Origin of the sequence: Agreia bicolorata (assembly GCF_000938265.1) — a bacterium.
Lineage (GTDB): Bacteria > Actinomycetota > Actinomycetes > Actinomycetales > Microbacteriaceae > Agreia > Agreia bicolorata.
In genome coordinates this window covers 673853-694049 of the sequence record NZ_JYFC01000002.1, presented here as the reverse complement: position 1 = coordinate 694049, position 20197 = coordinate 673853, and the positions used below count along the sequence as shown (strand labels likewise).

The window sequence follows — 20197 nt, the reverse complement described above, 5'->3', positions numbered from 1 at the left end:
GGGGCGGCGGCGGCGCGCTTTCGTGGTGAACTGGATGCATGCCGATCGGTGAAATCACTAGGGGGACGACGAACACCAACCGTCTCCGTCGAGTGGACCGTTTCATCACAACGCTGCCCGCCCTGCGCCGCTCAGCAGACCCGCTCGTCGTCGACCTGGGCTACGGAGCCAGCGGAGTGACCGCATTCGAACTGCAGCACCGGCTGGCCCGCGTGCGCGCCGATGTCGAGGTCATCGGCCTCGAGATCTCGCCAGACAGGGTGCGCACCGCGACCGAGCAGCTCACCCGCGTCCGCGCCGGAGCCACCACGTTCTCCCCCGATGCACGAGTCTCGTTCGCCCTCGGAGGGTTCGAGACGCCGCTCCCTGACGGTCGCCTCGCCGCCGTCATCCGCGCGTTCAACGTGCTGCGCCAGTACGACGAGTCAGACGTTCCGGATGCCTGGCGGCTGATGGTCTCCCGACTGCAACCCGATGGCGTGCTCGTCGAGGGCACCTGCAACGAGATCGGCCGCGTCTCCAGCTGGATCACCGTGACCTCGGCGGGGCCTCAGACCTTCACGATCTCACTGCGCCTCTCTGACCTCGAGAAGCCGTCGATCGTCGCCGAGAGGCTGCCGAAGTCCCTCATCCATCACAACGTGCCCGGCCAGCCCGTCCACGCGCTGCTCAGCGAGCTCGACAGGGCGTGGCAGCACAACGCGGGCGTCGGCGTATACGGCGCGACACAGCGATGGCTCGCCTCTGTCGAGGCCCTGGATGCCGCGGGCTGGTCGATTCTCGGCGCCCGGTCACGAAGGCGGCTGGGCGAGCTCACGGTGCCGTGGGCGCAGGTGGCGCCCACCTGACTCCCGAGGCCGCGCGTCTCAGACCGATATGTCGGGCATCGACGCTCGAGCCTCCTCGGCGCTGAGACCTGAGGCCATCAGCAGGTCCATGACCAGCGGTCGCATGGCGAAGACCACGGAAGTCTCGGCCAGGGGCTGGCCCGGCAGAAGCCGTGAGGGATGAAGCCTGACCGCGATCAGAATGAGGTTCTGCCTCACGAGTGGCTCGAGCTGCGGCTCGTTGAGGCTCTGCGAGAGCAGATTCACGCTGCTCACGACACCCGAGAGCAGCTCTGCGATCTCGGGCCGCGGCCGACCGTCGCGATCGAGCACGGAGAGCCTGCGTGTGACCACGCGCAGGTTGCGCATCGCGAGGTCCATGTTCTGCTGCATCACGTGCTGCCGCTGAAGCTCGGGGAGGTGTTTCCGCAGGAACGGGGAGATGCGGGCGATCGCGATCGCGGAGTCGAGCGATGTGCGCCACGAGTCGACGAGGGGCTGCGTGCGACGTGCCTGCTCGAGAACACGATCCGTCTCGGTCTCGCTGCCGACCCGCAGAATCGCGGCGAGCGAGGCGACCACGTCGATGTAGGCCGAGAGGAATCTCTTCGCGTCGCGGAGGGCCCCTCGCCGTGGATCCCGTGGGATGAGCGCCGTGCAGAGCAGGGCGATCGTGCCACCGATGACGCCGTCGATCGTGCGGGTGAAGGGGCCTCCGGCCTGCACTGGCAGCACCGCGACCAGAACGGACTGCACTCCCGCGACGATCGCAAACGATGCGGCCGGCGAGAGCAGTCGCGCGACGGTGAGCGTCACCGCCAGAGCCAGGGCGAGCTGCCAGACACCCTGGCCGAATCCGAGCACGATCGCCTCGCTGAGGGCGATGCCCAGGGTGACGCCCAGGGCCGTCTCGACCACCCGCAGAGGACGGGCATCCCGCATGAACCCGAGGCTCGAGATCGTGACGGTCACGGCCGTCACGGGTGCGGGATGCCCGAGCAGGTAGCGGGAGATGGAGAACGAGATCACGACCGCGATCACGATCTGCACGATCGCAGGCGCGCTGGACACCAGGCGTTCGATGGATGCGCCCGGCTTTGGAAGGTTGCGCACGGCGCGTTAGCGCCGCATCACGCCGAGTCGTGGCATGCGCCGGATGCGACCGACGACACTGCCCGCCTCGGGCGGCACGATGACCTCCTGGCCGGCTGCCACGACGATACCGTCGCTTAGAACGCCGAGATCGCGATCGACCGGCGTCGAGCGGCGCACGACCGCGAGCGCCACGGGACCGAGTTCGTAGTGGATGCCGCTGGAGGTGACCTGTCCGACGACGTCGGGCGCGCCGCTCTCGGGGGCGTCGGAGGGTGCGGGAAGCACGACCTCGTCGCCGGGCGCCGGAAGCACATTATCGGTTCCATCGAGGTGGAGGAAGACCAGGCGGCGCGGCGGGTGGCCGAGGTTGTGCACCTTAGCGACGGTCTCCTGGCCTCGGTAGCAGCCCTTCGAGAGGTGCACGGCGGAGCGCATCCAGTCGAGTTCGTGGGGAATGGTCTTCTCATCGCCCTCGGTGGCGCGACGCGGCCGCCACGCGGCGATCCGCAGAGCCTCGGCGGCCAGCACTCCCGCGACCGCGACCTCGCCGGCACGGGCCCGGTCGGCGAGCGCGGCGAGCTCGTCGCGACTCACGAGCGTCTCGCGCCACAGCCACTCGGCGCCGGGGTGCTCCTCGATCTGGGCGTACTGGTGGCCGCCCTCCGACACCGCGTTCCAGGGGTCGCGCCAGACCAGCGCGACACCGTTCAGCGACGCTGCAACGGCATCCAAAATCTCGTTCGAGGCGCCGAACGAGCCGACGGTGGCGAACTGTTCGGTTCTATCGGCGATCACGACCCGCAGAGTGAAGCGCATCTTCTGCAGCCAGGCGAGCAGCGCCGGCAGTTCGTCTGCGTCGACGAGCAGCCATGCCGTGTCGCCGTCGTCGATCACGCGCATGTCGAATTCGACGCGGCCGGAGACTCCGAGCAGCAGGGACTCGGTCGACTCCCCCGGCGCGAGGCGGGTGAAGCTCTGGCTCGTCAGCGAGTTGAGCCACGTGAGACGGTCAGCGCCACTGACCGAGATGACTCCGCGATGCGAGAGGTCGACGATCGCCCCAGCAAGCAGCGCACGCTGCTCGGCAACGGGATTGCCGTAATGGGCGGGAACGCCCTGGTCGGCTGCCGCCGAATCGACTGCACCAGGAAGGGCGAGGAACGGGGAGCCTGCGGAGGTCATTGAGGTCAATCTGTTTTGGCGAGACGAGCGGATGCGTGGGTGCGGAGGTTCTGCCCGAGGGCTGCGATGTCCCAGGCCCAGAGAAGGTGGGAGTCGACGAGACCGTAGATGCGAGTGGCGGCGGTGTACTCCTTGGCGCCGTGCGAGCGCACGACCGCGTCGGTCGACAGATCGATGCGAGCGCCGGCAACCTGACCGATGTAGAGCTCCATCACTCCTCCGGGGTGCACGAGTGCGACCTCGACGTCGAATCCGTTCGTGGCGTTGCGCAGAGTCTCGACCTCGTCGGCCGTGGTGAACGGCTTTTGCTCAGCACCGGGCAGCATTCCCGGACCGGGATCGGCGTCGACCAGGGGCCGACTGAGTCGCCAGTATCCGGTCTCGGTGGCGAGCGGCGTGGGTTCGTCGTCGCCCTCGCCCAGAAGCCACGCGTAGGAGTTGTAGTTGAGGTGGGGCAGGCCGTCTTGGCTGAAGCTCACACGCTGACCGAACTCGCGGGTGACCTTCTCGTCACCGACCGTGTAGTCGATGACTCCGGTGCCCTCCCAGACGCCGATGAGCCACGAGAGCGGAACCAGTTCGGCGTTGAGCCCGACGGGCAGTTCGATCACGGTCAGCGCTGGCCGCGGAAGAGCTTGAAGATGACCATGCCCGAGATCCAGGCGATAGCCAGGCTCGCGAGACCGAGCAGTCCCACGAAGAACAGTTCGAGCGCGACATACGATTCCATGCATCGATCCTAACCCGACTCCCCTGCCGGAGAGGTCGGAAATCAGGCGGCGAACGAGATGGGCGCGAGCACGGCCGTGGCCAGGATGAGAATCACAACCGCGCCGGTGACACTGGCCGTCACGCGGTTGACGTACCCCTCCTTGCGCCTGATACCCAGCTGGATGCCGAAGGTCAGCAGGGTGGTCACCCCCAGCACGACGGGGAGGAAGACGAGATAGTTCTCGGGTTCGGCGAGCACGGCGACCGAGACGGCGCCGAGAACGGCCACCAGCCAGACCGGCGCTACGCTCTTCATCAGGAGACTCACCCTCCTATTCTGCCCGATAGTATGACGTCAGGCTTTCTTGGAGGACCATACGTGGCGCAGCTGTTGATACTGACCTCTGTGGTCGACCGCGAGGTTCTGCCCGCGCTGTCTCTGCTGAGTCACCGCGCCCGGCAGATCCCCGCCGAGCCCGCTCAGCTGGTGAACACCCCCAACTGCGACCTCATCTTCGTCGATGCCCGCACCGATCTCGCGTCGGCCCGGTCGCTCTGCAAGATCCTCACCACCACCGGCATCGGGGTTCCGATCCTCCTGATCATCACCGAGGGCGGCCTCACCGCGGTGAGTGCCGACTGGGGTGCAGCCGATGTTGTGCTCGAGACGGCCGGCCCTGCGGAAGTCGACACACGCATCCGGCTGGCCATCGGTCGCCAGGTGCAAGACCAGTCGACGTCGAAGATTCAGGCGTCGGGTGTCGTCATCGACGAGGCCAGCTACTCGGCGAGGGTGCACGGCCGACCGCTCGACCTCACCTTCAAGGAGTTCGAGCTGCTGAGATTCTTCGCGATGCATCCGTCGCGGGTCTTCACCCGGGAGCAGCTCCTCTCCGAGGTGTGGGGCTACGACTACTTCGGCGGCACGCGCACGGTCGACGTGCACGTGCGGCGCCTGCGCGCGAAACTCGGCGACCTCGAGTCGCTCATCGGCACCGTGCGCAACGTGGGCTACCGCTTCAACTTCTTCGAAGACGACAATGAGCGCATCGCTGCAACTCAGAGCAAGTAGCCCCGCCGAACTCGGCGCAGCGTTCACCCGACTGATTTCGAGATCATCGCTTGTCGACGGCCAGCCGCCGTTCAACGACCAGGCTCTCGTCGACGCGGCATCCGGCGCTCGAAGCCTGGTCGTCGCCGAGCACGGCGATGCGATCGCGGGCGCCGTTCTCGTCGGCCAGGGAGAGTTCGAATTCGTCGTCGACCCCGAGTTCCGCCGCAACGGCCTCGGCGGCATTCTGCTCGACCGCATTCTCGATGGCGCGGAGCCCGGAATCGCGGGCTGGGCCCACGGCGACCACCCGGCCAGTCGCATCCTCGCCGAACGCACGGGGTTCGAGCCGGTGCGCACGCTGTACCAATTGCGGATGCCGGTGCCCGGCTCCCCCTCGACAGGCTCGGGGAACGAGGGAACAGGCTCGGGGAACGAGGGCGACGGGATTATCGTCGAGGCGTTCAGGCCGGGTGTCGACGATGACGCGTGGGTCGAACTCAATGCCCGCGTGTTTGCCGAGCATCCAGAGCAGGGATCCATCACCGTCGACGACCTGCACGCGCGCATGTCCGAGCCATGGTTCGACGCAGGCGACTTTCTGCTTGCACGGCGGGGAGACAGGGTCATCGCCTACAACTGGCTCAAGGTCGAGGGGCCCGACGAACCGGGCGAGATCTACGTGGTGGGTGTCGATGACGACTATGCGGGACGGGGTCTCGGGCGCATGCTCATGCAGCGGGCATTCGATCGCCTGCGCGAGCGCGGCGTCTCGACGGCGGCGCTCTATGTCGATGCCGACAACGTGGGCGCCGTGCACCTGTATCGGTCGCTCGGATTCACCGACCATACGGTCGATGTTCAGTACCGACGCCCACTCGCCGGGTGACATGATGATTGCATGAGCGGCGACAACATCCTTCTTGATTCGAACTTCGGCTCCGACTTCGATGACGACGACGAGATCATCGAGATCCTCGACGACCCGTCACTTCCCGAAGGCCGCTACCTCGACCGCGAGCTGAGCTGGTTGGCGTTCAACACGCGTGTGCTCGAACTCGCCGAAGACCCGACGCTTCCTGTGCTGGAGCGCACCAATTTCTTGGCGATCTTCTCGTCGAACCTCGACGAGTTCTTTATGGTGCGCGTCGCCGGCCTCAAGCGCCGCATCGCGACCGGCCTCGCGGTTCCCACCAACATCGGCCGCAAGCCGGTCGACGTTCTGGGCGACATCTCTCGCGCCGCGCACGAGCTGCAGCTGCGGCACGCCCGCGCGTATCAAGAACTGGTGAAGCCGGCGCTCGACGATGCCGGCGTGCACATCGTCACCTGGGACAGTCTCGACGAAGACGACCGCGCGCGCCTCAGCGACTACTTCTCGACGCAGATCTTCCCTGTGCTGATGCCGCTCGCCGTCGACCCGGCGCACCCGTTCCCCTACATCTCCGGCCTGTCACTGAACCTGTCGATCCGGGTGCGCAACACCAAGATCGATAAGGAGGAGTTCGCCCGTCTCAAGGTGCCCCAGGTCATTCCGCGCTTCATCCGCGTCGACGAGACCGAAGACGAGACGAATGTGCGTCTCATCGCGCTCGAAGATCTCATCGCGAACCACCTCAGCCACCTCTTCCCAGGCATGGAGGTGCTGGACCACCACGTGTTCCGCGTCACCCGCAACGAAGACGTCGAGGTCGACGAAGACGAGACCGAGAACCTTATTCAGGCGCTCGAGAAAGAACTGCTGCGTCGACGCTTCGGGCCTCCAATCCGTCTCGAGGTGACGGAAGACATGGACGATCGCACCCTCGAGCTGATCGTTCGCGAGCTCGACGTCACAGAGCAGGAGGTCTACCGCCTTCCCGCCCCGCTCGACCTGTCTGGCCTGTTCGACCTCGGCAAGATCGACCGACCCGAGCTGCACTACCCGAAACGCGTTCCCACGACGTCGGTCGCACTCCAGCCGTCGGAGCCCAATGCGAAGCCCGACATCTTCAAGGCGATCGCCCGTCAGGACGTGCTGCTGCATCACCCCTACGAGTCGTTCGCCACGAGTGTTCAGGCGTTCCTCGAACAGGCTGCGGCCGACCCGCACGTGCTCGCGATCAAGCAGACGCTCTACCGCACCTCGGGCGACAGTCCCATCGTCGAGGCGCTCATCGACGCGGCAGAGGCGGGCAAGCAGGTTCTCGCCCTGGTCGAGATCAAAGCGCGCTTCGACGAACAGGCCAATATCTCCTGGGCGCGCAAACTCGAGAAGGCAGGCGTGCACGTCGTGTACGGCCTGGTCGGGCTCAAGACCCACTGCAAGCTCGCGCTGGTGATCCGTCGCGAGAAGGGTGTGCTGCGTCACTACAGCCACATCGGAACCGGAAACTACAACCCCAAGACCAGCCGCATCTACGAGGACTTCGGTCTGCTGACAGCCGACGATCAGGTCGGCAAAGACCTTACTCGACTCTTCAACGAGCTCTCGGGCTATGCGATCGAGAAGAAGTTCAAGCGCCTTCTCGTGGCCCCGCTCCACCTGCGCAAGGGCCTGCTCAAGCGCATCGCGCAAGAGGCGAGCAATGTCGAGCAGGGCCTGCCCGCCGGCATCCGCATCAAGGTCAACTCGATCGTCGACGAAGCGATCATCGACGCGCTCTACCGGGCCAGCCAGGCGGGTGTTCCCGTCGAGATCTGGGTGCGTGGAATCTGCGCGATCAAGCCGGGCGTGCCCGGACTCAGCGAGAACATCGCAGTGCGCTCGATCGTGGGACGCTACCTCGAGCACTCGCGCATCTTCTCGTTCGTGAACGCGGGAGAACCGGAGACCTGGATCGGCAGCGCCGACATGATGCACCGCAACCTCGACCGTCGCGTCGAAGCGCTGGTGCGGCTCACGAGCACCGATCACCTGCGGGAGATCAGTGAGCTTTTCGACCTCGCAATGCACGAGAACACCATGTCGTGGACGCTCGGACCGGAGGGCGAGTGGGTGCGGCGCAGTGTCGACGACGCAGGCAACCCGCTCGTCGATCTGCAAGACGTGGTCATGAAGCAGATCACCAGGCGTCGCAAGCGAACGGGAATCAGCCGGTGAGCCGGGCGGGGGAACGGTCACTGTGACCGTCTTCGCCGCAGGAGCGGTCTGCTGGCGCGTTGTCGACGGCGAGATCCTGGTGCTCCTGATCCATCGCACGCGCCACAAAGACATCTCCCTTCCCAAGGGAAAACTCGACCCCGGCGAGGTTCTGCCCCAGACGGCCGTTCGCGAGATTGCGGAAGAGACCGGGCTCAAGGTCAATCTCGGCCTGCCACTCGGCGTCACGAACTACGTGATGCCGAACCACCGCGAAAAGGTCGTGCACTACTGGGCGGCAGAGGTGACCAACGAGGCCGTCCTCTCGTCTACGTTCGTGCCGAACAGCGAGGTTGCCGCCCTCGAGTGGATGCCGGTGAGTCGGGCGCTCACCTCGATCAGCTACAAACGCGACGCCGAGATCCTCAAGCGCTTCCAGGCATTCGTCGACGACGGCATCACCAGCACCTTTGCGATCATTGCGCTGCGCCACGCAAAGGCGATCCCCGCCTTCGACTTCGACGGTCGGGATTCGGCGAGGCCGCTCACTCAGCGCGGTCTGCTCGAGGCGCGATTCATCGTTCCTGGCATCAGCGCATTCGGCCCGACCGTTCTGCGATCGTCGACGGCGCTGCGGTGTCAGCAGACGATCGCACCGACCGCTGAGGCTCTCGGGCTGCCGGTCAAGAAGACCGACTCGATCAGCCAGGAGGCCTTCGAGAACGGCACCAGCGACATCCGGAGCATCGTCGGAAAACGCGTGCGTCGCCGCGCGACGGCCGTCTTATGCAGCCACGGGCCAGTGCTGCCGGAGATCATGCGCGAGGTCGCGCTCGCCACAGGCACGACGAAGGCTGCCTCTATCGCTCGGTCCGGCGACCTTCCTGTGGCCGGCTACACGGTCCTTCACCTGTCGACGGATCACCCAGGTTCCGGCATCGTCGCCGTGGAGACGCACGTCCCACACTGAGGACTCCTCGCTGTTCACCTCCCGTTTACCGAAATGCGCCAATCTGGCCACGATGCACGGCTACGTTTTCTGAGGGCCAGCACCGGCCCGCCAGTGTGCATTTCTGATATCCGGCTACATTCAACGATCTTCTGATCGACAAGTGGTCTCAGTCAGCACCCGGCTATTACCCACTTTGAAGGGACCACACACAGTGAAGTTCAAGAATGTTGCTACGGCGGGGGCCATCCTGGTCGCGTCGGCCATCGCACTTTCTGGCTGCTCCAGCAGCACCCCCGAGGCCACCGCCACGGCAACCCCCACGGCCGCTGCAGTCGACTACAGCTCGCTCTCGGGCACCATCACCGCCGGCGGATCCAGCGCCCAGGCCAACGCACAGGCCGCATGGACCACTGCATTCACCGCCCAGGCCAAGGGCGTGACCATCAACTACGACAAGTCGCAGGGCTCCGGTGGCGGCGTCACCAACTGGACCGCTGGCAGCTACGACTTCGCCGGCAGCGACTCGCCCCTCACGGCCGACCAGCAGACCGCGGCCACCAAGTGCGGCCCGAACGGCGCGATCAACCTGCCGATCTACCTCGATGGCGTCGCCATCGTCTACAACCTCGCCGGTGTCGACAAGCTGAACCTGTCGGCCGAGACGCTCGCGAAGATCTTCTCGCTGTCGATCACCACCTGGAACGACCCGGCCATCGCCGCGGAGAACCCCACCGCAAAGCTGCCCGCGACGGCCATCACCACCGTCACGCGTTCAGACGGGTCGGGAACCACCAAGACGTTCACGAACTTCCTGAGCCAGACGGCCAAGGATGTCTGGACCTACCCGGCCGACAGCGCGTGGCCGATCGCCGGAACCAGCGCCCAGAAGGGCACCTCCGGCATCGTGCAGGCCGTTGGAGCCGGTGACGGAACCATCGGTTACGCCGACCACAGCGCCATCGGTGACCTCAAGGCTGCCGCCGTCAGCGTGAAGGGCAAGGACTTCGTGTCGTTCAGCCCCGAGGCTGTCACCTCCGCGTTCGACGCTGCCGCGACGACCGCCGACACCGGCATCAAGGGCGACCTGGCCCAGAAGGTCGACTTCACGGCCATCTCCGGAACCGAGGCTTACCCGATCCCGCTGGTCTCCTACGGCATCCTCTGCACCACGTTCGCCGATGCCAAGCAGAAGGAGCTGACGACCGCCTACCTCGGCTGGATCGGAAGCGACGTCGGCCAGAAGGTTGCCGCGAAGAACGCCGGCGCGGCCCAGATCCCGGAGAAGCTCCTCACCGAGATCGCCGCGAGCCTGGCTCTCGTCAAGTAACACAGCCTCACCAGACCGTTCTCCCGACCTTCTCGAGAAAGACCGCCATGAGCGACCGAACCTCAGTTGAATCTGTTTCCTCGACACAGCCTCGGCAGAACACCACGTCTGACAGCACCACCCCGCTTGGGGGCGGCGAGCCTTCGCCGGCCGCCTCCCCCAAGCGCAGCAGTCGGGTTCGGCCCGCGGATGCCATCTTCCGCGGGCTGAGCACCGGCAGCGCCATCTTCATCATGGTGATTCTCGCCGGAGTCGCCCTGTTCCTCATCGTGCAGGGCATGCCGGCCATCGTCGCCAACTGGCAGACCTCTCCAGAACTGAACGACGGATTCACGTCGGCGTTCGACAGCTTCTGGACCTACGTGGGTCCGCTGCTCTTCGGAACCCTCTGGTCCGCGGCCATCGCGCTCGTCATCGGCGCCCCGATCGGCATCGGCATCGCCCTCTTCATCTCGCACTACGCTCCCCGCCGACTCGCGGGCCTGCTTGGCTATGTCGTCGATCTGCTCGCCGCCGTGCCGTCTGTGGTCTTCGGTCTCTGGGGCATCATCGTCATCCGCCCCTTCCTCCTGCCGCTGTCCGACTGGCTCAACACCTACCTCGGCTGGATCCCGATCTTCGGAGGCCAGGTCACAACGACCGGCTCGACGATCCTGGCGGGAGCAGTGGTGCTCGCCGTCATGATCCTGCCCATCATCACCTCCATCTCGCGAGAGATCTTCCTGCAGACGCCTCGCCTGCACGAAGAGGCGGCCCTGGCTCTCGGCGCCACGCGCTGGGAGATGGTGCGCCTCGCCGTCTTCCCCTACGCCAAGTCGGGCATCGTCAGCGCGACGCTGCTCGGCCTCGGTCGTGCACTCGGCGAGACCATGGCCATCGCCATGATCATCTCCCCCGCCGTCATCGTCTCGTTCTTCGTCATCACAGAAGGCCAGAACTCGCAGACCATCGCGGCGAACATCGCGCTGAACTTCCCCATCGCCTCCACACTGCAGCGCCAGGCTCTGATCGGCACCGGCCTGCTGCTGTTCGTCGTGTCGCTCGCGGTCAACATGATCGCCCGGTACATCGTGACGCGCGGCTCGTCCAAGTCAAGCAGCAAGAAGAAGTCCCGCCAGAAACCCCTCGTCGTTCCCACGGGCGACGCCACGTCGACCCTCACCCGCGATCTCGTCGCCGACAAGAACGCCGCCGCCGGCCCTGAAGGAGCATCCGCATGACCGCGCTGAGTCCTCGTACCGTCGAAAAGGGCCCCGTTCCCAATTCGCTGACAACCGGGCAGCTGCCTCGCTTCGCCGAACTCTACATCTTCGGTGCATCAGCCGTCGTCTCTGGCGTGCTGCTGATGCTGATCGGTTTCGACCTGATCGGCTGGCTCGTTCTGAGCGCCGTCGTGTACCTCGTGCTCCTCGGTATTCTCTCCAGCCTCGTCGAGAACAGGCGCAAGGCCGTCGACCGCCTCGTGCGGGGCCTGGTCACCGTCGCGTTCCTGCTGGCAATCATTCCCCTCATCTCGACTCTCTTCACGGTCGTATCCAAGGGCATCGGCGCCCTGTCGTTCCAGTTCATCACGCAGTCCGGCGGCTCTGCCTTCAACCCCGACACTCTCGAGGTCACCAACACCCCCGGTGCGCTCCAGGCCATCGTCGGAACGTTGATCATCACAGGCATAGCGACGCTGATCTCCGTTCCCATCGGCCTGTTCACCTCGATCTACCTCGTGGAGTACGGCCGCCCCGGCCAGTGGCTGTCGCGCACCGTGACGTTCCTCGTCGACGTTATGACGGGCATCCCCTCGATCGTCGCCGGTCTGTTCGCCTTCTCGCTCTTCACGATCATCCTCGGGCCGAAGGCGTTCAGTGGGTTCTCCGCTTCGGTGGCCCTCTCCGTGCTGATGATCCCCACGGTTGTTCGGGCCTGCGAGGAGATGCTGCGCCTCGTGCCGCACGACCTGCGTGAGGCGTCGTACGCCCTCGGCGTGTCGAAGTTCGCGACCATCGTGCGCATCGTGCTGCCGACGGCCATCGCCGGTATCGTCACGGGCATCATGCTCGCCATCGCCCGCGTCATCGGAGAGACCGCCCCCATCTTCATGGCGGCGAGCTTCACCGACAACTTCAACTCGAATCCGTTCGAAGGCCCGATGCAGACGCTGCCGGTCATGGCCTACACGGGCTTCGCGTTCCCCGGCACCGATATCGCCGCGTCGAACAACTCGGCGTGGGGCGCGGCACTGCTGCTCGTCATCCTCGTCGTCATCCTCAACCTCATCGCACGTGTCGTCGCGAAGGTATTCGCCCCCAAGGGCTCCCGCTAGTCTCCCGCCCCAAGCTTTCCCCCTTTCGCACCACAGAATCCGAAGGAATCGAATTGTCCAAGCGCATCGAGGTCAAAGACCTCAACGTCTACTACAGCGACTTTCTTGCCGTCGAGGGCGTATCGATCACCATCGAACCCCGCACCGTCACCGCGTTCATCGGCCCCAGTGGTTGCGGCAAGTCGACCTTCCTGCGCACCCTGAACCGCATGCACGAGGTCATTCCCGGTGCACACGTGAAGGGTGAGGTCATCATCGATGGCAACGACCTCTACGCTCCCGGTGTCGACCCCGTTATGGTTCGCCGCCAGGTCGGAATGGTCTTCCAGCGAGCCAACCCGTTCCCCACGATGTCGATTCGCGACAACGTGCTCGCCGGACTCAAGCTGAACAACAAGCGTCTCTCGAAGAGCGACGGCGACGACATGGTCGAGAAGGGCCTGCGCGGCGCCAACCTCTGGAACGAGGTGAAGGACCGACTGAACCTTCCGGGCGGCGGTCTCTCCGGCGGTCAGCAGCAGCGTCTCTGCATCGCTCGCGCCATCACGGTCTCCCCCGACGTTCTCCTGATGGACGAGCCATGCTCGGCTCTCGACCCGATCTCCACGCTCGCCATCGAAGACCTCATCAAGGAATTGAAAGAGGAGTACACGGTCGTGATCGTGACGCACAACATGCAGCAGGCCAGCCGCGTGTCTGACCGCACGGCGTTCTTCAACATCGCCGGCACGGGTAAGCCAGGCAAGCTGATCGAATACGACGACACCACCACCATCTTCTCCAACCCGACTGTCAAGGACACCGAAGACTACGTGTCGGGTCGCTTCGGATAGCGAGAACCCTGCAGCACGAACAACGAAGGCCCCCTCGATCTCGAGGGGGCCTTCGTTGTTCGTGCTGCAGGTGGCTAAGCGCTGGCGATCGCCACGATCGGCGTCGTGGTCGGCGTCTTGGATCCGCCGGCCGGCTCGACCGTGACGCCCACTGTATCTCCAGCCGACATCGTTCCGTCGAGCAGGTGCCACGACGTCTTGTGGGCGCCGGTCGCGTCGAAGGTGCCCGCGGGAGCGGCTCCCGCGTCGTTGATGTACCAAGCCTCATAGACGCTTCCGGCGGGCAACGGTGCGAGACCGTCGACGACGACGGCGGAGCGTCCGAGCTCTCCCGACCAGACGAGGGTGGCGACGCCGCCACCCTCGACTTCGCTGCGAACCGATTGCACGTCGGATGCCGCATAGATCTCAGCGAGCCCGGCGGCCTGCTGATCGACGACCACGGGTGTATCTCCCGACAACGCGGATCCCACGAACCCTCCGCCGACGAACAGGGCGATGGCCGCGGCAGCCGACACCAGCAGGGTGGCAGGTCGGGCGAACCAGCGGATGCGAGCCTTCTGCTCAGCCGCGCCGGCATCGACCGGCCGCGGTCGGGCATCCTCGACACCGGTGGATGCCGGCGGCACGGCGTCACCCGTGTGAGCAACCGGGCCGGCCGTTTCGCGGGGCAGCTGCGGCGTTGACGCGATGGCGGCCATCAGGTCGACCTTGAGCTTCGCGGAAGGCTCGACCGGAGTAGACGCGAGACCGAGGAGCACGGCCGTGGCGCTGAGGCCGTCTGCCTCGGCCGCGAGCTCTGGATCGGACTCAGCCGCCGCGAGGAATCGTTCGAGCTCTTCAGGGCTCAGAGCTCCGAGGGCGAACGCTCCGGTGTTCATACGAGAGTCGTCATTCGTGGCCATCAGGCAACTCCCATTTCGTCTCGAAGGCGGATCATGCCATCGCGCAGCCGTGTCTTCACAGTGCCGATCGGAATGGCCAGGATCTTGGCGACCTCGCTATGGCTGTATCCCCCGTAGTACGCCAGAGAGATGGCTTCGCGCTGCAATTCAGTCAGCTGAGTCATTGCTCTCTTCACCCTTTCATGTTCGATTCTGATCTCGACCGATTCGGCCACCTGATCGTATTCACGGTCTACATCGCGGATACCGATCTTGACATCGCGATCGTGGGAGGACTGCGACGCGCGGACGCGGTCGACTGCCCTGCGATGCGCCATCGTGAGAACCCAGGAGAGGGCGGCGCCGCGCTGTGGATCGAACCGTGTTGCCGTGCGCCAGATCTCGAGAAACACTTCTTGAGCCACTTCTTCGGACTGCGCGTGGTCGATCAGCAGTCGTTTGATGAGGCCGAGAACTCGCGGTGCAATGCGGTCATACAGTTCGGCGAATGATCTCTGATCGCCGTCGGCGACCCGCAGCAGCAGGCTCTCGACTGAGTCGAGTGCCTCCATCGGGGTACCGTCGTGGTCGCTATCAGAGGTCACAAGCTTAAGCATGACAGGTTTCCGACCTGAGGCCTGTTGTTCGTGGTCCGTTCACACCAATGATTCGGCGCGGGTACGATGTCGGATTGGTCGCGCGTCAGAGCTTTCGTGCCGATGGTTGGAACGGCTCTCGCACACCGCTGCTCCGGGCGCGCGCCGACGTCAGATGCGGAGAGCCCTCTTCATCGAAGCAGATCGCGGTAGAGCGCGGCGTGCGCGTCTGACACCGCTTCACGCTGGCGCCGACGCTCGTCGACCGTGATCGAGAAGGAGGGCCGGTCGTAGTATGCGCGGGCGACGGCGCAGCCCAGGGAGTCCGCGTCGAGGCCGTCGTCGTCGTGCAGGTAGAGCATCACCGGAGCCTGATCTCGGTAGTAGCCGCAGGTGGGCGCGAGCACGGGGGTTCCCAGGTCACGGCAGGCCTCCAGCCAGCCCGAGTGCGTGCCGAAGCGATAGGGCAGCACCGAGAGGTCGAGCGAGGCGAGGTACTCCCAGAGATGCTCGTCGTCGAAAGAGTCATGGATGCGCAGGTCGATGCGACAGGCGTCCGCCGCCTCATGCAGAAGGTCGGCGAGGCCCTCGTCGTAACGGAGGCCGGTCGGCTCGAGAAGGTCGCGATGGCCGTCGATCTGGAGAACCGCGTTGGGCAGCGCCTCGATCGTGTCGAGCAGCGCACCGACGACAGGAACGGGATTCATGTTGGCGCGCAGGCTCTTGAGATGCAGGCCGATGCGGAACTCGGCGTCGTCGCGGTCGTGCCGCCCGTCGAGTCGGGCGCGCTGAACCCGACGCATGGTCTCGAAGTCGACGACGTGCGGGTGTGGGAGCACGATCGCCCGACGGGCCCAGCGACGCTTTATCTCGTAGGCGGCGCCATCGGTCAGGGTGACGATCGCATCGGCCGCAGGCACGAGAACGTCAAGCTGGGCGTTGTGCTCAACCGGGCTCTGGTGATGCGGATTGCGCAGGTCGTGCGCCGTGTAGACAAGCGGCTTGCCGAGGCGACGCAACTCTTCGACGAGGTCGCGCAGTTGCTCGGGGGTTCGGGCGTCGAATCCGAAGTGCAGGTGAAAGACGTCGAAGTCGTCGGCGTGAGCGCGCACCCACTCCGCCTCGAACATCGTCGGCGGCCACCAGCGTTGCTGGGCGGATCGGACCGGGTCATCGGGGTCGGGCAGCCGCGTGACGCGCACGCCGCCATCGCGGGACGCGGCCGCTGACCCGCCGGGCTGCGCGACGTCACCGTCGATCGGCGAGATGTGACGTACATAGACAGAGGATGCGGGAACGGACGCCACCCGCACCAGCTGCGGCTCGAGAGCGGGACGGATTTCAGGCGCGACCGATTTCTCGGGAGCGGAGCCGTCGCGATAAGAATGCGAAAGAAGGCTCGTCATAGCCGCCTCCGTTCCATGGGTTGTTGTGCGCCGTGCGAAGTGGTGCATCGGACGCCTGCTCAGCATGTCACCCGAACGCGGGGCGCGAATTGACCCTTGCCAAACCGACGAAGCTGGCCTACGTGCGTTGTGCGATCAGCGGCTTCGACGGCTCGCGATCATGATCGAACCGACGACGGCGAGCGCCTCAGCGGCAGCAGCGACGACACGCAGCTGCAACCACGTGCCGACCGGAATCGTCGGGAGACCGAACGGAAGCTCGATGGGCCCGACGGTGCTCGACACCGTCAGGGCGAGACCCGCCAGGGATGCGGCAGTCACAAGCAACGCAGACCACCGGCGCGGCCTCACAAGGATGAGGGCGGCGAGGAGGCCGTTCGTGACCGCGGCGACGCGAAAGAGCTGGCCGACGGTCACGACGAAGCCGCCCTCGAGTCTCGTCTGGACCAGATCGAATTGGGGGGCGAGAAAGAAGTGCACGACGGCGGCGACCGCGAGCGCGATGGCGGTCCAGATGACGGCGGCGACTCGAAATGCCATGACGGTGTGCCTGCCTGGTGACTCGGCCTCGAGGCTCTCGGTCAGAATTAGTGCCAGGCCGCGGAACGCCTCTCGGCGGAAGGCCGTTCGTAACGGCGGAAATTGGAGCCCGGGGTTACCGCGGCCCGGCGAGATACGACTTTACCCGACTTCAGTCGAGGCTGTCCGTTCTCCACAACTTTGCGCAGATAGCGAACTCCGAGGCGGTCTCCGCGAAGCGGTTGGCCCGCACAGTGAATTCGGATGCGCGCTCCGCCGAATCCGATTCGGTATCGTCGGCCTCGGCGGCCGTTCCGAGCGACATGATGCGGCAGAACGCGGCAGCTCTCTCGAGCGCCACAGCGAAGTCGCCGTCGAAGATGCCGCGCAGGATCTGGTCGGCAAGGTCGGTGATCTCCTTCGGCCCCGTCGGCGAGGTCGCGCCGGCGACCACCGGATCGATGGTGATGCTGAGCTCACTGCCCTTCTGGAACAGATAGCTCGACTGCTCGGGATCCTGACGGATCAGTGCGCGCAGCAGATAGATGCGCCAGAGGGCGCCGGGAAGACTGTGCGACGATGCCCGCGACCAGAGTTCGGCGATGGCGTCGATGCCGTGCAGGTCGGTGTACTCAATGAGCCTGTCGATGACGCCAGGGTCTGGATCGGCGCGAACCCGGCCCAGCAGCGCACTGGCGGTGTCGTGGGCGAGGCGCGAGATCTGGGCGGGATCCTCGCCGCCCTTGAAGGCCTCGAACTCCGATCCGCCGAAGAGGGCGGGTTTGCGATGCTCGCTTGTCATGCGTCCATCCTGCCTCGGTTCGATCCGAGCGCAAAGACACGCTAGATTAGTGGCTGCGGGCCTCTAGCTCAGTTGGTAGAGCATCGGACTTTTAATCCGCGGGTCGCGGGTTCGAGCCCCGCGGGGCCCACCGTATCCACCAATTTCCGGCGATCTTCCGGATAGCGCTCTATTCATCCCCGCACAAACCCCGCGGAATCATTCAGGCTGGCCCCTCCAGAGATGCCGTACGCACTCTGTGGCCGCCTGCTACGAACCTGCTCTGTCGTTGCGCGATCATCTTGCTGCGCCACCACGAGAGCAGATCCTCCTCGAGGATGTACATGCGGCCGCCGTCGACCTGATGCGGCATCCCCTCAGCCACCCACCGGTAGATCGTGTGCCGGGTTCGCTGCACCCGCCTAGCTGAGGCTCTGATGTTGAGGAACTTCGGGATTCCGTCATACATGCATGATAATTACGCCTAGCAGGGCAGGGCGCTCGATTCGCGCGCGTTGTCACTACTTCTGGGGCCTGCGCCAAGGTGTTGGCCCTGAGAAAGTTGCTGAGTCATTCCACGAAAGGGCGAGCATGCCAACAATCGAGCAGGTCGATCAGGTCGGTAATTACGGACCGGTAGATATCGAGGGTACGCCCGTCATCATTTCGCGATGGCAATCAGACTCTGTCGAGGGACGACCTATCCCCACCGGCCGTTGGTACGCCGTCCAGGCACCCGACGGACACCTCTTCGGGCTCATCGATGCCTCGGGCGGCCTGATGTACGCGTTCGAACCCTTTGCGATTGGCGTCGCGTTGGGCGCAACAGTCCGGACGCTCGACGAAGGAATCCGTATCCTCGTAAGCAAGCGGCGACCGTAGCTCGACCAGTCGACCGCAAACGTGCATACCAGCCACGGCAGCACTTAGATGAGGGTCACCTCGTCCTGGTGCACTGTCGGGATCTCCCGGCGGGACAGTGCGTGCCGAAGAAGGACCGCACGGACCAGCTTTATATCGGGCTTGGCTAGGCCGCGGTAGTCAACGAAGCAGTGAGCCGGAGCTTTCACGTCTCCGCTTTGATCCGGCGACTCCGAGTCGTCTAAGGCCACCGTGCCGGCCTCGATAACCTCGCCGGTCGAGACACCAAAAACACCGAATGACGGCGACTTTGCCGACGACGTGTGCCAATTTCGAGCATCCTGGGCGCTGATCAAAGTCGAGCGCGAGTAGGAAGGCATTCCATGGTCAGCTGTCGATGGCCCGAATGCATGACTGGCCGGCACTCTCTTGTCGACGTCGAACACGTGCTCGGTCATTTGGCGGTAGAGCACCTCATCGAAGTCTTCCGTCAAGAGCGACTGTCCTTCGCCTATGTCGACATCCCTGATCTTCACTCTGTACCACCGAGAGCAAACTTGATCGCCGCGGCGAGGTCCGTGGTCTCTTCGTAGGTGGAATCGAACGAGCGTGGTGGCAGGTGGAACAGCTCGAAGTCTCCGTCCGGGCCAATCTCGATGCTCTTCACTTCGTCGGGGTTAGCCCATTCGAGAAGTACCCCGCCTTCTTCGACCGGGAACACCGACGGCAAGACCCCGTTGGAGTCCTCTACGCGCGTCATAATCTCGCGTGCGGCATCGAGCGCAACGAAGGAAATCGCCTGCGAACTGCTGTCGTCTCCCCACCCGGGGCGGAGGCCGGCCAACGAGGCGACGCGCCCCGTCCACGAGCGCTCGTCAAGTTCAAGTCTCGCCACCGCGAACGTGTCTTTGATACGCCAGGCCTGACCGTTCCTGTACTGAACGACGCCCTCGAGGCGCGTTACTGGCGCCTCCGAGGTCGAGTCCAGAAGCGCCCGCATGTCCGCGGTGAGATCGGCATTCTTATAGTGAGCGCGCATCTCCCCGAACTGCAAACTATTGAACCGGAAGCTCTGCTTGTCGGGATCGAGTTCAACAATCCGTCCGGCGATGACGTCAGGAGTCGCCACAAGACGGTTAGACGTATCGGGGTCCTCTGTCGCCCAGAAGGTGGCCAACTGCAGCTTCTCGACGGCCTGGACGCGTGTCTCTACGGTCACAACCGTCGGGGGTATTGAATCGTCCGCGGGGTAGAACGACAGACGTTGATTGGGAGCCAGCGTCGACCCAATACCGGCTACCTCTTCAGCAACTGCCGTGGGGAGTTCTGGAATCGGTTGGTCGCCGTACGCCGCTGAGATCGCGACTTCGAACGCCGATCGTGCTTCTTCTTGGTACTCGACATAAGCGGTGCGCTGCTCGAGCGCGAGCAACACCTCCGCACTTCCATCGTTGATGCCCTCGATCACTAGCTGGAAATCATCAGCGAAGTCATCGGGTAAGTCTTGGTTCGGGTGCTCGCGATGCCATTCGATCTCGGCTAGATGCAGAACAACCTCTTGGTAACGCTGCAGCTCGCTGAGGGAACCGACAGGCAAAATGCCGCCGGCGAATCGTTCCCCCGAGAGTGTGATCTTCGCAAAGATCGGGCGCCCATCCACGCACTGAACATAGCGCAACCAGACGACCCTGCCCCGCGAAAGAGCAACTCGCCTCCACTCTCCGGTCCCATGGAGCCCGCTCGTCCGGAATGGTCAAGCGCCCCTACTCGGACGGCCACCGTCGGGCGATCCCG

The 20197-nt window shown here is 64.9% G+C and carries 21 protein-coding genes, 1 tRNA gene and 2 pseudogenes; 11 read left to right on the top strand and 13 right to left on the bottom strand.

Translation table 11 applies throughout. The features are described 5' to 3' along the window. The first annotated feature begins 38 nt into the window (after positions 1–38). Positions 39–848 (top strand): class I SAM-dependent methyltransferase, encoded by an 810-nt coding sequence (locus tag TZ00_RS06790; RefSeq protein WP_044440161.1) that lies wholly within the window; start codon positions 39–41, stop codon positions 846–848. 18 nt (positions 849–866) lie between these two features. Here the strand turns inward: TZ00_RS06790 and TZ00_RS06785 are convergent, their stop codons facing one another. The 4 genes from TZ00_RS06785 to TZ00_RS06765 form a co-directional block, all read right to left on the bottom strand. Then, complete coding sequence (locus tag TZ00_RS06785; protein WP_044440159.1) at positions 867–1940, bottom strand: FUSC family protein; 1074 nt, start codon at positions 1938–1940, stop codon at positions 867–869. A gap of 6 nt (positions 1941–1946) precedes the next feature. Further along, positions 1947–3104, bottom strand: coding sequence for a CAF17-like 4Fe-4S cluster assembly/insertion protein YgfZ (gene ygfZ, locus TZ00_RS06780; RefSeq protein WP_044440157.1), 1158 nt, complete (start codon positions 3102–3104; stop codon positions 1947–1949). 5 nt (positions 3105–3109) lie between these two features. Beyond that, a complete protein-coding gene (locus TZ00_RS06775) occupies positions 3110–3715 on the bottom strand; it encodes a heme-binding beta-barrel domain-containing protein (RefSeq protein ID WP_044440156.1) in 606 nt (201 codons plus the stop codon). Positions 3716–3876: 161 nt separating this feature from the next. After that, entirely contained in the window at positions 3877–4143 is a 267-nt protein-coding gene (locus TZ00_RS06765) for a hypothetical protein (RefSeq protein ID WP_152631101.1), read from the bottom strand. A 51-nt stretch (positions 4144–4194) separates the two neighbouring features. Here TZ00_RS06765 and TZ00_RS06760 point away from each other — a divergent pair, with 51 nt between their 5' ends. The 4 genes and pseudogenes from TZ00_RS06760 to TZ00_RS06745 all read left to right on the top strand — a co-directional run. After that, entirely contained in the window at positions 4195–4887 is a 693-nt protein-coding gene (locus TZ00_RS06760) for a response regulator transcription factor (RefSeq protein WP_044440152.1), read from the top strand. Further along, the gene (gene mshD, locus TZ00_RS06755; RefSeq protein WP_044440150.1) at positions 4856–5755 is read left to right on the top strand and encodes a mycothiol synthase; all 900 of its coding nucleotides are present in this window, start codon (positions 4856–4858) and stop codon (positions 5753–5755) included. The genes TZ00_RS06760 and mshD overlap by 32 nt, the downstream gene beginning before the upstream one ends. A 12-nt stretch (positions 5756–5767) precedes the next feature. Continuing rightward, complete coding sequence (locus TZ00_RS06750) at positions 5768–7948, top strand: RNA degradosome polyphosphate kinase (protein WP_044440148.1); 2181 nt, start codon at positions 5768–5770, stop codon at positions 7946–7948. A gap of 22 nt (positions 7949–7970) precedes the next feature. Next, a pseudogene (locus TZ00_RS06745) lies at positions 7971–8615 on the top strand (NUDIX hydrolase); the annotation flags it as partial. 233 nt (positions 8616–8848) lie between these two features. Here TZ00_RS06745 and TZ00_RS20585 read toward each other — a convergent pair. Then, positions 8849–8899, bottom strand: a pseudogene (locus TZ00_RS20585) (hypothetical protein); the annotation flags it as partial. Positions 8900–9090: 191 nt separating this feature from the next. On the opposite strand from TZ00_RS20585, the gene TZ00_RS06740 reads away from it, so the two are divergent. Genes TZ00_RS06740 through pstB form a run of 4 tightly spaced genes read left to right on the top strand, consistent with a single transcriptional unit; the run spans position 9091 to position 13356 of the window. After that, on the top strand, positions 9091–10206 hold the full coding sequence (locus TZ00_RS06740) for a phosphate ABC transporter substrate-binding protein PstS (RefSeq protein WP_044440144.1): 1116 nt from the start codon (positions 9091–9093) through the stop codon (positions 10204–10206). A 47-nt stretch (positions 10207–10253) separates the two neighbouring features. Next, positions 10254–11426 carry a phosphate ABC transporter permease subunit PstC gene (pstC, locus tag TZ00_RS06735; RefSeq protein ID WP_078713922.1) on the top strand — a complete coding sequence of 391 codons (1173 nt, stop codon included), beginning with the start codon at positions 10254–10256 and terminating at the stop codon, positions 11424–11426. Continuing rightward, positions 11423–12523, top strand: coding sequence for a phosphate ABC transporter permease PstA (gene pstA, locus TZ00_RS06730; RefSeq protein ID WP_044440142.1), 1101 nt, complete (start codon positions 11423–11425; stop codon positions 12521–12523). Before pstC ends, pstA begins: the two co-directional genes overlap by 4 nt. A 53-nt stretch (positions 12524–12576) precedes the next feature. Beyond that, positions 12577–13356: a phosphate ABC transporter ATP-binding protein PstB gene (pstB, locus tag TZ00_RS06725; protein WP_044440140.1), complete on the top strand. Its 780-nt coding sequence runs from the start codon at positions 12577–12579 to the stop codon at positions 13354–13356. Positions 13357–13430: 74 nt separating this feature from the next. On the opposite strand, the gene TZ00_RS06720 is transcribed toward pstB, so the two are convergent. The 5 genes from TZ00_RS06720 to TZ00_RS06700 all read right to left on the bottom strand — a co-directional run bounded on the left by TZ00_RS06720 (position 13431) and on the right by TZ00_RS06700 (position 17563). Then, positions 13431–14261 (bottom strand): anti-sigma factor, encoded by an 831-nt coding sequence (locus tag TZ00_RS06720; protein ID WP_044440138.1) that lies wholly within the window; start codon positions 14259–14261, stop codon positions 13431–13433. After that, complete coding sequence (locus tag TZ00_RS06715) at positions 14261–14857, bottom strand: sigma-70 family RNA polymerase sigma factor (RefSeq protein WP_078713920.1); 597 nt, start codon at positions 14855–14857, stop codon at positions 14261–14263. The genes TZ00_RS06720 and TZ00_RS06715 overlap by 1 nt, the downstream gene beginning before the upstream one ends. 170 nt (positions 14858–15027) lie before the next feature. Next, positions 15028–16242 carry a glycosyltransferase family protein gene (locus tag TZ00_RS06710; RefSeq protein WP_238579602.1) on the bottom strand — a complete coding sequence of 405 codons (1215 nt, stop codon included), beginning with the start codon at positions 16240–16242 and terminating at the stop codon, positions 15028–15030. A 135-nt stretch (positions 16243–16377) separates the two neighbouring features. After that, positions 16378–16782: a hypothetical protein gene (locus TZ00_RS06705; RefSeq protein ID WP_044440134.1), complete on the bottom strand. Its 405-nt coding sequence runs from the start codon at positions 16780–16782 to the stop codon at positions 16378–16380. A gap of 151 nt (positions 16783–16933) precedes the next feature. Then, the gene (locus tag TZ00_RS06700; RefSeq protein WP_044440132.1) at positions 16934–17563 is read right to left on the bottom strand and encodes a hypothetical protein; all 630 of its coding nucleotides are present in this window, start codon (positions 17561–17563) and stop codon (positions 16934–16936) included. A 57-nt stretch (positions 17564–17620) separates the two neighbouring features. Between TZ00_RS06700 and TZ00_RS06695 the strand changes: the two genes are divergently transcribed. After that, a tRNA-Lys gene (locus tag TZ00_RS06695) sits at positions 17621–17693 on the top strand. A gap of 72 nt (positions 17694–17765) precedes the next feature. Here TZ00_RS06695 and TZ00_RS06690 read toward each other — a convergent pair. Then, the gene (locus TZ00_RS06690; protein ID WP_044440131.1) at positions 17766–18011 is read right to left on the bottom strand and encodes a helix-turn-helix transcriptional regulator; all 246 of its coding nucleotides are present in this window, start codon (positions 18009–18011) and stop codon (positions 17766–17768) included. Between the two features lie 122 nt (positions 18012–18133). Here TZ00_RS06690 and TZ00_RS06685 point away from each other — a divergent pair, with 122 nt between their 5' ends. Continuing rightward, positions 18134–18424 carry a hypothetical protein gene (locus TZ00_RS06685; protein WP_044440129.1) on the top strand — a complete coding sequence of 97 codons (291 nt, stop codon included), beginning with the start codon at positions 18134–18136 and terminating at the stop codon, positions 18422–18424. Positions 18425–18468: 44 nt separating this feature from the next. On the opposite strand, the gene TZ00_RS06680 is transcribed toward TZ00_RS06685, so the two are convergent. Further along, complete coding sequence (locus TZ00_RS06680) at positions 18469–18939, bottom strand: hypothetical protein (protein ID WP_044440127.1); 471 nt, start codon at positions 18937–18939, stop codon at positions 18469–18471. Continuing rightward, positions 18936–20063: a hypothetical protein gene (locus tag TZ00_RS06675; RefSeq protein WP_152631100.1), complete on the bottom strand. Its 1128-nt coding sequence runs from the start codon at positions 20061–20063 to the stop codon at positions 18936–18938. The genes TZ00_RS06680 and TZ00_RS06675 overlap by 4 nt, the downstream gene beginning before the upstream one ends. Between the last annotated feature and the right edge of the window lie 134 nt (positions 20064–20197).

What these genes read in the sequence shown, in the direction of transcription:
- TZ00_RS06790 (WP_044440161.1), top strand. Translation starts at nt 39, where the DNA reads ATGCCGATCGGTGAAATCACTAGGGGGACGACGAACACCAACCGTCTC.
- ygfZ (WP_044440157.1), bottom strand. Translation starts at nt 3,104, where the DNA reads ATGACCTCCGCAGGCTCCCCGTTCCTCGCCCTTCCTGGTGCAGTCGAT.
- mshD (WP_044440150.1), top strand. Translation starts at nt 4,856, where the DNA reads ATGAGCGCATCGCTGCAACTCAGAGCAAGTAGCCCCGCCGAACTCGGC.
- TZ00_RS06750 (WP_044440148.1), top strand. Translation starts at nt 5,768, where the DNA reads ATGAGCGGCGACAACATCCTTCTTGATTCGAACTTCGGCTCCGACTTC.
- pstC (WP_078713922.1), top strand. Translation starts at nt 10,254, where the DNA reads ATGAGCGACCGAACCTCAGTTGAATCTGTTTCCTCGACACAGCCTCGG.
- pstA (WP_044440142.1), top strand. Translation starts at nt 11,423, where the DNA reads ATGACCGCGCTGAGTCCTCGTACCGTCGAAAAGGGCCCCGTTCCCAAT.
- TZ00_RS06720 (WP_044440138.1), bottom strand. Translation starts at nt 14,261, where the DNA reads ATGGCCACGAATGACGACTCTCGTATGAACACCGGAGCGTTCGCCCTC.
- TZ00_RS06715 (WP_078713920.1), bottom strand. Translation starts at nt 14,857, where the DNA reads ATGCTTAAGCTTGTGACCTCTGATAGCGACCACGACGGTACCCCGATG.
- TZ00_RS06710 (WP_238579602.1), bottom strand. Translation starts at nt 16,242, where the DNA reads ATGACGAGCCTTCTTTCGCATTCTTATCGCGACGGCTCCGCTCCCGAG.
- TZ00_RS06705 (WP_044440134.1), bottom strand. Translation starts at nt 16,782, where the DNA reads ATGGCATTTCGAGTCGCCGCCGTCATCTGGACCGCCATCGCGCTCGCG.
- TZ00_RS06700 (WP_044440132.1), bottom strand. Translation starts at nt 17,563, where the DNA reads ATGACAAGCGAGCATCGCAAACCCGCCCTCTTCGGCGGATCGGAGTTC.
- TZ00_RS06690 (WP_044440131.1), bottom strand. Translation starts at nt 18,011, where the DNA reads ATGTATGACGGAATCCCGAAGTTCCTCAACATCAGAGCCTCAGCTAGG.
- TZ00_RS06685 (WP_044440129.1), top strand. Translation starts at nt 18,134, where the DNA reads ATGCCAACAATCGAGCAGGTCGATCAGGTCGGTAATTACGGACCGGTA.